Raw genomic sequence first — 12,669 nt, 5'->3', positions numbered from 1 at the left:
TTATTCGGGTTATAGTTCATATTAGCCTCCAAGGTCTTTTTTTAAGATCTAATATTAATTAAAAATCTTGGAATCCACAAGGAATTTTTTTATCATAAACGAAGCTGCTCCGAGGACGGCAGCATTGTTGTTGAGTTGGGAGATGAAAATCTCATTTTTTAGTGGTATATAGCTCGATATCCTATTTGAAAGAGCCTTCTTAATCGACTTTAAAACGATTGGATTCGCCTCAATCAAGTTACTTCTCAAGATAATCGATTCAGGGTTAAACGTATTGATCAAATTTGCCAAACCAATTCCTAAATAATAGCCAAATTTTTCTATTTCTATCAATATATCCCCATCGTTTTCCATAATCATCTTATTGGCCTTTTCAAGTGTCATTTCTCTTCCATTTTTTATTCTGGAAAGATTAGTGAAAAAGGCATTTTCTGATGCATACAGTTCCCAACATCCTTGGTTTCCGCAGCCGCATTTTTTTCCATTGAATTCAATCGTCATATGTCCCATTTCTCCGGAAACTCCATCAGATCCGCGGTAAAGCTTGTCATTTATAATGATAGCCAGACCAATCCCAGTTCCGACGCTTATATAAATACTGTTATCGGAATTCTTTATGGCACCATACAATTTCTCTCCAAATGCTCCTGCATTTGCTTCATTATCAATAAAAACAGGAAAGTTAAAATGAGATTCGAGCAAATTTTTTATGTCAACCTTGTCCCAATTTGAATGGGGAGTATATACTACCGTTTGATTCTCATTAACAAACCCATGTACCCCTACTCCAATACCAATAATGCCATATGGAGATTCCGGTGCATGATTCGTCACCAGTCTAATTCTATCAATGAAAATTGATTTAAGCGCTTCCACTGATTCGAATACAAATTCAAAGTAGTCAGAGAAAAGCTTATTCCCCTCTAAATCAATTAAAATCGTTAAAATATAATTGGCAGCAAGTTCAACTCCTATGGAATAGCCGGCATTTTTATTAAAAACTAGCAATACGGGTTTTCGGCCCCCGTTCGATACCCCCACCCCAATTTCGGAAACAAGATGTTTTTCGATTAATGAATTCGTTTGCAAAGAAACGGTTGCCTTGTTCAGGTTCGTTAATTCCGAGAGTTTTGCCCTGGAGATCGGGTAGTGTTTCATAGTCGTACTCAGAATAACTTTTTGACTATGCATTTTAATATCGTTTTGATTTGCTAATTCCACTTATTCTCCTCATCTCTTTATTTGTTTATCCTATCAAACTAACTACCCATTCCTTTATTTGATTATTTTTTATTATATCGTACAAATTTATAAATTTGTATATTGTTCAATTAAAAAAGATGTGTTAGTATAAATGCATCGCTTAGTTTATCCGATAAACAAACAAAGATTTAAGTTGTTTTGTTTTTTTCGTGATAAAGTGTAGCCGGTTTCAATGTGAAATTACTAGTTAAAGGGCTTTAAAGGAGGATAAACGCACCTTATTTACTGTTTAGATGATTTTAAGTTATTGTTTAGGATAATTAATAAAAATATCTTCTTTGTTTATTTATGCAAACAAACCAAGTAAGTATATGATTGTTTTTCATTCCTTATACTGAAAGATTTCTGGTTTGTTAGTTTATGCAATTAGTCACTTTATAAAGTATTCTCCTATTTTAATAGGAGTTGCTTAAAATTTTTTACCATCGCTGAAAGCGGTTAACCCTACTTTTGGGTCTATAAAAAATCGATTAGCTCATTTTTTAAATAGACTTTTTTTAAATGTCTATTATGTAAGCGGATAAATCGATTGAAAATTTAACTGTAAAGGAGATTTATGACATGGCTTTAATGGAATCAACCGTTAAACAAATGAACAAAAACACACAAAACATTCAACATAATGAGTACCATAAGCTCAGCCTTTCTGAACGGATCGGTTACGGTCTTGGGGACTTTGCCCAAAACCTCGTATTTGGTACAGTCGGAGGATTCCTTGCTCTCTATCTGACTACCGTAAATGCCATTGGTACAGCAGCAGCTGGGTTCATCTTCTTGTTTGTCCGAATTGTCAACGTATTATGGGATCCGATGGTTGGTACTTACGTCGATAAACATACATTCAAAAACGGTAAATATCGTCCTTGGCTTCTGATTGCAGGTGTTCCACTTGTTATCTTAGCAGCGATGCTCTTTGTTCCAATTCCAGCCATTCGTGGTTCAGTGCCAATCGCCTTTATCACGTACTTTTTGCTCGACTTAGTTTATTCTGTCGTTAACATTCCCTACGGTTCATTGAATGCTTCACTCACACGTGACCCTGAATCCGTAGATAAAATCACAACTACTCGTATGATGCTGGCTAACATTGCTAATCTCTTGGTTTACACACTGTTTCCAATGTTTGTCCAAATGGCAGCCCCAAAAGACCGCTCAATGAAAGACACAGGTTTCTTTGGTCTTAAGATCAACATGGGTACTTATACAGATGCATCTGCAAGTCACGCTTGGTTTGGGGTTTACATGGTTTACATGATACTTGGCGCTTTGGCTTTGTTCTTCTGCTACCGTCTCACAAAAGAACGCGTTGTCGCAACGGCTGAACAATCTGCAGAAGTGAAAGCTTATGACCTGTTCGTTGAATTGAAGAACAACAAACCACTCGTTATTTTGGGTTTCTTCTTTATGCTTGCTTTCACCTTCATGTTCTTCATGAACACAGTGAATGGCTTCTTTAACCAATACACGGTCAACCACTCAGACTGGATGGGTGCAGTAGGTCTCATCGCCTCCATCCCTGGTATCGCTTTCCCAGTCTTCTGGCCAAAATTGAAGAAAATCTTTGGTAAAAAGGGATTCTTCCATTTCTTCCTTGGTATGTTTGTTGTTGGGGAAATCCTTACTTGGGTATGGTCGTTAGATGGCATGCACGATTCACTCTTCCTTGCTTATGTTTCAACCTTCATCAAGCAATGGGGTCTCACTTCAGCAACTGGTTTCATGTGGGCACTCGTTCCTGAAGTTGTCTCTTATGGTGAAATGAAATCTGGCAAACGGAATGCTGCTATCATCAACGCGATCATGGGTCTCTTCTTCAAGATTGGTTTCACTCTTGGTGGTGCCATTCCGCTCTGGTTCCTTGCGGCTTTCGGCTTCGATGGAAATGCGGCGAAACAAACAGCAAGTGCTCTTTCCGGTATCAATATAACAGCTATCTGGATTCCAGCAGCGCTTGCTATCGTTTCGATGATTGTCATGGCTCTTTATCCACTCTCAGATAAGGACGTCGAAGACATCAATAAGCAACTCGATGCTTCTCGTGCCAAAGCAAAAGTCAGATAAATAAGTTATTAACAATATTCCTACAGAACAACTTTCTACGAAAGAAATTTATGTATCAAAAAAAGGCCAGGTAAAGTACCTGGCCTTTTTGATTGATGGTAAACAACTCGATAATTGGTACAGCAGTAGGTTTTATTGTTCCTTTAATGAGTATAATTATAAAAACATTATAATCCGTTTGTGTAAAAGATAAGACAATAGCGTCAGGAGCTTTTAAAAGAGAATCAATGGGTATTCGCCGTTTCATACTGAAAATACCTACATAATTTATAGTGATCTAACCAAAAGGAGAGAAGCCCAAATGTATCCGTATGGAAATTATCAAGTTCCACAAACTCAAGTTGAGTATTATCCATATGTACAACAGGATCCATATGGACCTGACCGACAACTATCGCAAATATCGCAATTATTTCAACAGCCACAATGGCAGCGGCTTGAGCGCAGAGTAAGCCTGCTAGAAAGTGAATTTGACCAACTGCACCGCAGTTTACGAAGAGTAAATCAAAGGCTTCGAGCAGTGGAAAACAGATTACACATACCATTTACCCCGTTTGAAGGGGAGTTTTAACTACTGCTGCTGGATTGAAAGGGGCTATTGATTTCAGAAGAAGGAAAAATAAAAAGGGAAAAAATCCAATGACAAAAAGTTTCGGGTAAGTATTGTCTTCTTCAGAATATCTCTAGATTTTGCTTGACATCTAATCTATTATAAAATGTTTTGTATTTTTTAACCAAATATTCCTGGTTCCAAATGACCAAAGCAAGTGTAATACTAATTTTAAAGCTGCCATTTGGTGGCTTTAAACTTACTTCTTTTAGAAACTTGCATGTTAGAGGTCTCCCTTGTTTCAGAAACCATCATGGCACAGATTACAAAAGATAAATCGGCCATTACTGGCCGACCTTGGATCTATTCATTGATCATCTTTAGGGCTACATTTAGCAAACTATTATGTGTCGTCCACAAGGATGTTCCATCCTCATGAATAATAACCGGTTTATTCTCCAGCATCCGTTTTGCTACTTGCCAGGAACTTTTGCTTCCATGGTCTCCAAGTGGAATCGAACGTTCATCATAAGTATGACTTGGTCTTACAATTGTAATCGGGAAGCCTTCCTCTCGATAAAGTTTCAGCAAATACTCTTCACAGGCAATCTCTTTTATTTGAGTTCTGGTATTCTTTTAATTCTCGGGTCTGTAAATATATCACTATCATCTGTACTTCTTGTCGAGAATTCAGAAACTACCGCACCTTCGCTTCCTGATTTAAACCAATGAAGGGTATTCGGATAAATGGTATATTGCTCTCCTGGCTGTAAAATAATTTCATTGAATGCAGTATAGTACTTTTCATCCCCTTGCGGCGGATTCATTTTACGATTTTTTGTTTCTTCTCCTTCTACATATAGATATACTGTTCCGTATCGACATCTAAACGTCTCTTCTTTTCCGTCATCAAAATCTCTTTTTGGATGCTTGTGTTCAGGACAAGTTTGATTTGGCAGCAAGGCCAGTTCCTTGGCACAAACCAGATCCGTGTTTACATATGTATGCAATTGCAATCCTGTATCCTCAATTTTATTTAGTCCAAAGTCGGCTACCTCCAGACCATTTTTCTCTTCTTCTGTCAAAATGATATGGGCCTTATCGAACAATTTTAAAGACAGGGCTTTTATTTTTTCGTAATCTTGCAGATTCATTCTAACTCCTCCTTGGACAGATAATCCTTATAAAGGCTATAAAATGATGCGCCTAATTTCCTGCAAATTGATTGTAATGAAGCATCAATCATCACGGAACTTAAAACGATGTCGATTGCTTTTTTGACATTTTCAAAACTATGCCTGGATATACAAAAAGGAAAAGTCAGCCATTATTGGCCGACCTTGAATCTATTCATTTATCATCTTTAAAGCCGTATTTAATCCTTCCATAACCCTGTCACACCAATGGTCAAATTCCTCATCCGATTTTTGTAGTTCAGGATGAGCTAATATGTATTCGACCGTTTGCTTTATCCCTTGGTCAAATCGAGTCGTAGTAACAAAATCGGGAACCAGTCTTTTTAGTTTCGTATTATCGAAAACGACGGAATTGGCCTTATCCCCCAGTAATCCACCCCTGTAATCCTCTTTACTGCATGCATCCAAAAATTCAGATGACACATGGACCGCATTGAGTTTTACTCCGAGTGCGTCCGCGATTGCTTCGTAAATTTGATTCCAGGTTAGACTTTCATCTGAAGTGATATGAACAGACTCACCGATGGCATGGATATTGCCCATTAAGCCAATAAAGCCTTTCGCAAAATCACGATTGTGTGTCATCGTCCACAAGGATGTTCCATCACCATGAATAATAACGGGTTTATTCTCCAGCATTCGTTTTGCTACCTGCCAGGAACCTTTGCTTCCATGTACTCCAAGTGGAATCGAACGTTCATTATAGGTGTGACTTGGTCTTACAATCGTAATCGGAAAGCCTTCCTCTCGATAAAGTTTCAACAAATACTCTTCACAGGCAATCTTATTTCTCGAATATTGCCAATATGGATTTGATAATGGCGTTCCTTCTGTAATTCGATAGTCGGACAAAGGAGTTTGGTAGGCAGAAGCAGAACTAATAAAGATAAATTGTTTCGTTTTTCCCTTAAATAAGCGATAATCTCTTTCCAGTTGGCCAGGTTCAAACGCGATGAAATCAGCAACAACATCAAACTCTAAATCTTCAATCAGTCTGGAAACTTGGTCTTCATCATTAATATCAGCTTGAAGTAAGTTTACCCCTTCTGGCAAGCGATCCTTTCGATTCCCCCTATTAAGAAGGTAAAGCTCACATCCCTTTGTTACCAATTGTTTCGTAATAGCAGAACTAATCGTTCCCGTCCCTCCGATAAATAACGCTTTCATTTTTCCACCTCCGCTAATTTTAAAGCGATCCATTCTATTAATACGTTAGCAAGTAAATATTCTATATTGATTTCAAAATTCCTTTTTTCAAATCGATAAAGCCTCCCATCAACTGATTCGATCCGTAGTTTATCCATAAATATTCTCTATTTATTTATGCTATCCTTATTCGTGAGGAACTCTTCTAAAGTATTAGTATCGCTCATGTGTGTTATTATAGTCCCCCTATAAACTTACAAGACATTTCAAGTGTAGCATGCCTGTCACAAAATCCTTTGTTAAGGGAACTACACTAAAAGTTATGGAAAAAACCCCTACCAACATATCTCTGAAATGATGATACATAAAGCAAAAAAACTGCTTTAGGATTTAGAATTAAGTTTGACAGATATTACATTTGAAATTGGTTTTATCAATCCAGTCTGCTTTATCAAGATAGTTTGTATTTGGAATTAAAAAATGCTATAAATGGCAGTATCTTTTATGAATGTAAAAAGAGCCAAAATAAGCAAGTAGTGCATAAAAACTTGCATATTTTAGGCTCTTTAATTTTATTCCTTATTGTGTTAAGGCACCCCGTTACTTTGAGTACAATCCTTCACAAATTGGAATATAATTTCATCAAGTAGTGCAAATATCATCTTTAGCTAATCCTTTTTATCCCTAAGTGTAAAATCAATCCTATCATACTACAGATATTTTTAATTAATGTCCTTCACTATGTAGGGGATAATTTATTTTAACTAGAAAAAGTCCGCCTCTAGAAAGCGGTCTTAGAGCATTAGATGTTGATTCTCATTTTAAGGATCATTATCAAAACAATATCATTTTTCTTGATATACTAACTTGAAAAAGAAATTCCGATTTTTTATTACTATTACTGTAGTTAAAATAAGCAAAAGAACGGTTTGTATGACTTTACTCATTGGGTGTGTTAAAAATACTTCATTGAAAAGCCCCGCTGAAATATGAAAAACGATTGCAACAATAATATTTCTTCCTGTTTTATAGTATAACCAGTTCATCAATAGAACAAAGGGAATGAGACTTACCACAAAATTTATAGAATATATTACCCCTGTTTCGACTAGATTGCTTTGATAATAATCTTTAATAAAAGCTAGTGGGAAATGCCAAAATGCCCAAAAAATAGCAAAAATCATAGAAACAGTAAAAAGATTAAATCGTTTTCGTAAGCTGTCTGTGCCATATGAGTGCCAAGCTAATTCTTCAAGTATTGGAGCAATAAAGAGCAAAAACCAAGCTGGAAAAAAGCCTGCTGAAAATGAAGAATTTCCTGAGAGTGCAAATTGAGAGGTACTATATCCGAATAGCAAGGAAATTGCCTGTGCAAGAAGAATACTCGTGATCATAAGAAAACAGGTTATAATAATGTAAAATGGTTTTATGGTATTGAAATTAAAAAACCTGTTCAATAAATCCTTTCGTAAGTAAGAATCTGAGAGCATTAAAACACAAGCTATTACCAATGGACTCGATAAGCCAATAATCCCCAAAATGCTTACTAAGATAACATATAGATTTCTACTGGGTTTAATGTGACTGATATATGCAGCAATGAACCACAATATCCACGGAACTACAATTGATAATCCATAGAACAAAATTGGATGCCGATATTTCTCGATTACCATTTCTTTTCCTCCCTTTTTATTTTTATCTTACTTTAATCCTATTAAGATTTAATATTTTAAATATTAAATAAATGTTTATTTTTGGTAAGTATTCTAACCGATGATTTTTAAATAAAATGGACCAAACCAACCACAAATCAGCCCTTTAGCTCAATAAGTTCTAATAAAAAAAGCGTTAATCCTTTTTGGATTAACGCACCCTTTACTTTAAGTACAAGACTTCACAATCTTTTTTTCACCTCATTAAACTCAATCCCTAAATGTGTTGTCCATGCAAAAAGACGCCTTCTTATAAAAAAGAAAAAAGATGAATTGGAACCGGCCTTGAAAGGTTATATTGGCCCTCATCAGCGATTAATGTTGAAAACCATCTAAGACCACATTGATTTTTTTACTCAACAAATCGAGCTGCTCGATCAGGAAGTTGCGAAAAAACTCGTCCCTCAAGAGGAAGATATCGAAAGACTCGATTCCATTCCCGGAATCGCAAGGAGAATGGCCGAACAGATTCTGTCGGAAGTCGGAACCAATGTGAAAGCCCAGTTTCCGAGTGCAGCCCATATGTGTTCCTGGGCAAACCTTGTACCAGAACAGAATGAAAGTGCAGGTAAGAGGAAATCGGCCAAGACCAAAAAATTAAGTTCTGCATTAACGGAAACAGCTCATTCATTTCGTTAGGACCAATCAACGCCACTCCAAGAGGATTGCAACTTTCGCAACAGAACAATTTGGCCGAGATGATACGTATCGTGCATCATGATATTGCTGAGTAAACGCTCAATAGAGTAATTGTTAGCTGCATACGGAGCTGTTAACTTTTCATCGTCAAGGTCCGCAATGACCGTTTTTAATTTATTCATGACTTCATAAAGGCGCTGCACTGTCTGGGCCCACCCAATTTCGTCTTCTGGATCCCCCGGATTTCCAAAGGTTTCATCATTGCCTTCTGCTTTATGCGGATTCTCTGTGCCCTTAATTCGATGGATCACGTCTTCATTCCAAAATATCAAGTGGTTGACAATCTGCCAAATCGAATTGCTGATTCCCGAACTTGTCCATGCTGCCTCAGCTGCGATGACTCCATGAAGCGCCTGATCCATGGATGCAAACCACTCATTCTCATAGCAATGCATGTCGAGTTGTTCTAAAAACATTTTGGCTACAACTTGCATAAAATCAATCTCCTCACTGTTTAGTGTAATCTTTCAAAGTTAAAAGACATGAAAAAATCTGAGTATAGTATTAATTAATCGTTCCTAAAAAGGTATAAACCAAAACCAAGTGTGTCCCTTCTATTTTGGAGATACATTTCTCTCCAACTTCTAATTCTCCCAACATAGCAGGGTAATCCGAACCTTCCGGATGACGATAACAATAATCCTCAATCCATTTCGAAAACAGCCATTCATACGCATCAAAATCATCTTCATTTGCTACTGTCGACCATATAACGAAAAAATGTTCTAAATGAAATCCTCCAGTCATTTATTTTGAGAATACAACAAAACCAAGTTCACTATAACTTATTCGAATCATCCAGTTTAAATTCCTTCATGTACCTGACTACAATTGCTTTTATTTCAAACAACTCTAAATATTTTTTTATAATAAGGAAAAAGTAAATTTGTTCACTTATAAATTACCACTTTTTTTTGGAAATAGTCTTGAAAGGCGGTCTTATATACCATAGGTAAAAGAAAACTTAAACTATGGACAAACCAATATGTAATTATTTTTTAATTGTCTTTAGTAATGTTCGCTTCTTTTTATATGATTACAGCAGGTTTCCCCATTTTCGCCGTATCAACCATAAGTGATAATCCTGCGATTGCAAAAGATATTGTTTATCACCCTTATCAACAGTTAATTTGTATTTCATGTCAGACATTATAAGGGAAAAATCACAAAGGATAGGTGAGCAGTAGAAAATACTCTCAATCTATCCTTTTTTGTACTACAAATGACCTCAATTACCACAACATATTGTGGTATGCTTTCTTCAACTAAAGCACCCGTTACTTTAAGTGCATTCTTTCACATTCTATATCCTAGTTTTCATACATTGAATCATCAACTTCAACAGTATATCAGATTAATCAACCACAAGTTTTTATATAATCAACATTTAATATTACCTCAAACTGAAATAGGCACTTAAATCAGTGACAATGACCTAACAGAAATCATAATTTGTTGAAGAGAGTACAGGTATATATGATGGTTTCATTTAAACGAAACTGACGAATTACCCTCGTTCATCTCTCTATATAGGTGTATGACGAACCTAATTAATAAATACAAAGGGGAGGAAAAAATGCAGAATCTTCAAAACGAACTTCAAATGTTAGGAATGGATAATTTCCAAGTTGGTGATTTAATTACCATTGATCCAAACCTCAATGATCCGCGTCATTTTGGCGGAATGCGTTGCGGCGGCGGTATGCGTTGTGGTGGTGGCATGATGTGTGGTGGCATGCGCTGCGGCGGTATGCGTTGCGGGGGCTTTCGTTGTGGAGGATTCCGATGTTTCGGTTGCTTCGGCTGCTTCGGCTGTGGCGGCTGTGGTGGCTGTGGCAGCTGCTATAACGGTTACGACGGATACTACAACGGATACAACGGTTTATACGGTTACTAATTCACAAAAGAAAAAATGGATATCTATGGAAACAAAGTGCCCATGCATAATTTGCCGCAAGGGCACTTCTTTAATGATTATCATTTTGGACAAAAAATCGTACACTAACTGATAGTGCACAATCGTAACGATTAGGAATTCGATCTTTCACTAACCTGCCCCGTTAGCCACCCATGAATCGAAAAATCATCACTTCACCACAGAGAATGAAAGTATGGTTTTTGTGGTCATACTGATATTGCCACATGAGGTTTAATTTTAGGCTCAGCTTTTTTAAAAATTATAATTGCTGGGTCTACTTTAGCATTGCCTTTTTTAGATTTTCACTGTTTTGTACTTTCATGGTAGTAGCATAAGAAAAAGCTGCCTAATCGACAGCTCTGTTTAATCGCAAAAGAACCACTAACATAACAAAATATTGGAAATTAGGTTATAGCATACATGGTATATCCATTCTGATGAAACTGCCTATATAAATCCAGGCATACCTCCCATGCCCATTCCAGGGAAGCCTCCCATGCCCATTCCAGGGAAGCCTCCCATGCCCATTCCAAACATTCTTTCCATTTTTATCTCCTCCTCAAATTGTTTCAAAAATAATGTATGTGTCCATGTTGAAAGAGGAATAGATATTTGCCTATATTATTAAGTGCATTCATTCTTGGTCGTAATTTTATTTACGATATAGTTATAACTCATCATTATGACAGCTTGAACTGCAACTCTTGCACCCGTTACTTTAAGTGTATTTCTTCACAATCCCTTTTTCCCCTCTTCAGTTCTCTTAAAAAATGAACTCACCTTAACCGAGTAATAAGTATAAAAAGAATAAAGTATTAAATAATAAATAATAAGGGAAGGTGGAATCAGAAGTATTTATAACTGAAAGCATTACAAGGGTTCTTATCCACCAATCCAAAGTAAATAAAGTAATTGAAGAACTAAACCATCATATGAATAATCTTTTAAGGAAATGGAGAGCTTAACTTAATTCACGGAGGGAATACACCATGAAAAAAAGCCTAATCTTAATTGCATTCCTTATATTTAGCCTTGATTTAACAGGGTGTGCCAGAAATAACGTAAATAAAAATGATGTTGTAAATCGTGACCAAAATGTGACAAGGAACAACATCACCAACGACAGAGACAATAATGATTACGATAATAGATCTAGAATGAGTGTAGCTGATGATGCAGCTAAAAAAGTAGCCGATCTAAAAGAAGTGGACACGGCAAATGTCATTGTTACAGAAAATAATGCATATGTAGCCGTAAAGCTCACACCTACATCCCGAAATAAGGGTACTTATAGTATTGAACATAAGATTTCACAAAGAGTGAAATCCACCGATCGAGATATTGATAACGTTTACGTATCGGAAAACCCTGACTTTTATGATCGCATGACCACATATGCCTCTGATATTCGTAATGGTAGACCAATCTCAGGTTTCTTTAATGAGTTTACTGAAACAATTCGTAGAGTATTCCCTAAAGCCAAATAAGGTGAATAAAAAAATGCTTGGCAATATGCTAAGCATTTTTTCATGGTGATCTAGGATTAATTGTCCACCATAAATTTTACATTCATTTTTAAAATAACGTCATGTGCAAAATTAACTAATATTTAATTAAAGAGCCTAGCATGAACCATCTCTAACAGCAGCCACCATAACCATGATGAAATGGATAGCCGCCATATCCATGATGGAATGGATAGCCACCATAACCATGATGGAATGGGTGACCACCATAACCATGATGGAATGGGTAACCACCATAACCATGATGGAATGGGTAACCACCATAACCCATGCCATAACCAGGATAACCTCCATAACTCATACCGCTTCCAAAGAATTGTCTTTCCATTTTATATCTCCTCCTCAAATTGTTTCAAAAATAGTGTATGTGTCATTTTTAAAGAGGAATAGATATTTGCCTATTTGTAATTGTTGTTATTTTATTTTCGGTATAGTGACAACTCCTCATTGTACTAGTGTTCATGGACAATTAGCATGAGTGTCCCATTTTACTGTCTTCTCGTTTGAACTAGCTGCCACATTAGCACAAAAAATGAAAATGAGCTGCCGCAGCAACTCATTGTTAAACTCTTGCTACCCGATAGTTTAAGTGCTA

Annotated in this window: 13 protein-coding genes and 1 pseudogene; 5 read left to right on the top strand and 9 right to left on the bottom strand. The window is 36.5% G+C overall.

Annotated elements, in window-relative coordinates; genetic code table 11:
- Positions 1-54: 54 nt before the first annotated feature.
- On the bottom strand, positions 55-1,221 hold the full coding sequence (locus tag COD92_RS21895; protein ID WP_098532370.1) for an ROK family protein: 1,167 nt from the start codon (positions 1,219-1,221) through the stop codon (positions 55-57).
- A gap of 603 nt (positions 1,222-1,824) precedes the next feature.
- Here COD92_RS21895 and COD92_RS21890 point away from each other — a divergent pair.
- Positions 1,825-3,324: an MFS transporter gene (locus COD92_RS21890; protein ID WP_218011367.1), complete on the top strand. Its 1,500-nt coding sequence runs from the start codon at positions 1,825-1,827 to the stop codon at positions 3,322-3,324.
- Between the two features lie 301 nt (positions 3,325-3,625).
- On the top strand, positions 3,626-3,895 hold the full coding sequence (locus tag COD92_RS21880; protein ID WP_098532372.1) for a hypothetical protein: 270 nt from the start codon (positions 3,626-3,628) through the stop codon (positions 3,893-3,895).
- A 378-nt stretch (positions 3,896-4,273) separates the two neighbouring features.
- Here COD92_RS21880 and COD92_RS21875 read toward each other — a convergent pair.
- From COD92_RS21875 to COD92_RS21860, 5 genes and pseudogenes are all read right to left on the bottom strand, one after another.
- Positions 4,274-4,486: pseudogene (locus COD92_RS21875) on the bottom strand (NAD-dependent dehydratase); the annotation flags it as partial.
- 2 nt (positions 4,487-4,488) lie between these two features.
- A complete protein-coding gene (locus COD92_RS21870) occupies positions 4,489-5,028 on the bottom strand; it encodes a D-lyxose/D-mannose family sugar isomerase (protein ID WP_098532373.1) in 540 nt (179 codons plus the stop codon).
- A gap of 192 nt (positions 5,029-5,220) precedes the next feature.
- Complete coding sequence (locus COD92_RS21865; protein WP_098532374.1) at positions 5,221-6,237, bottom strand: SDR family oxidoreductase; 1,017 nt, start codon at positions 6,235-6,237, stop codon at positions 5,221-5,223.
- Positions 6,234-6,374, bottom strand: coding sequence for a hypothetical protein (locus tag COD92_RS32195; protein WP_176541392.1), 141 nt, complete (start codon positions 6,372-6,374; stop codon positions 6,234-6,236). The genes COD92_RS21865 and COD92_RS32195 overlap by 4 nt, the downstream gene beginning before the upstream one ends.
- 687 nt (positions 6,375-7,061) lie before the next feature.
- The gene (locus COD92_RS21860) at positions 7,062-7,892 is read right to left on the bottom strand and encodes a CPBP family intramembrane glutamic endopeptidase (protein WP_098532375.1); all 831 of its coding nucleotides are present in this window, start codon (positions 7,890-7,892) and stop codon (positions 7,062-7,064) included.
- Between the two features lie 381 nt (positions 7,893-8,273).
- Here COD92_RS21860 and COD92_RS32975 point away from each other — a divergent pair, with 381 nt between their 5' ends.
- Complete coding sequence (locus COD92_RS32975) at positions 8,274-8,570, top strand: transposase (RefSeq protein WP_369689371.1); 297 nt, start codon at positions 8,274-8,276, stop codon at positions 8,568-8,570.
- Here the strand turns inward: COD92_RS32975 and COD92_RS21850 are convergent.
- Together COD92_RS21850 and COD92_RS21845 are read right to left on the bottom strand one after the other, a co-directional pair.
- On the bottom strand, positions 8,567-9,064 hold the full coding sequence (locus COD92_RS21850; RefSeq protein ID WP_098532376.1) for a DinB family protein: 498 nt from the start codon (positions 9,062-9,064) through the stop codon (positions 8,567-8,569). The two genes, COD92_RS32975 and COD92_RS21850, sit on opposite strands and share 4 nt — an antisense overlap.
- A gap of 70 nt (positions 9,065-9,134) precedes the next feature.
- A complete protein-coding gene (locus COD92_RS21845; RefSeq protein WP_098532377.1) occupies positions 9,135-9,377 on the bottom strand; it encodes a hypothetical protein in 243 nt (80 codons plus the stop codon).
- A 790-nt stretch (positions 9,378-10,167) separates the two neighbouring features.
- On the opposite strand from COD92_RS21845, the gene COD92_RS33435 reads away from it, so the two are divergent.
- Together COD92_RS33435 and COD92_RS21830 are read left to right on the top strand one after the other, a co-directional pair.
- A complete protein-coding gene (locus COD92_RS33435; protein ID WP_369689370.1) occupies positions 10,168-10,527 on the top strand; it encodes a heterocycloanthracin/sonorensin family bacteriocin in 360 nt (119 codons plus the stop codon).
- 1,010 nt (positions 10,528-11,537) lie between these two features.
- Positions 11,538-12,035, top strand: a complete 498-nt coding sequence (locus COD92_RS21830; RefSeq protein ID WP_098532379.1) for a YhcN/YlaJ family sporulation lipoprotein — start codon at positions 11,538-11,540, stop codon at positions 12,033-12,035.
- Positions 12,036-12,186: 151 nt separating this feature from the next.
- Here COD92_RS21830 and COD92_RS21825 read toward each other — a convergent pair whose 3' ends face one another.
- Complete coding sequence (locus COD92_RS21825; protein ID WP_098532380.1) at positions 12,187-12,402, bottom strand: hypothetical protein; 216 nt, start codon at positions 12,400-12,402, stop codon at positions 12,187-12,189.
- Between the last annotated feature and the right edge of the window lie 267 nt (positions 12,403-12,669).

This window comes from Bacillus sp. AFS037270 (genome assembly GCF_002585305.1).
Note: the sequence above shows the minus strand (reverse complement) of the source record. Positions and strands in the feature narration are given on the sequence as shown.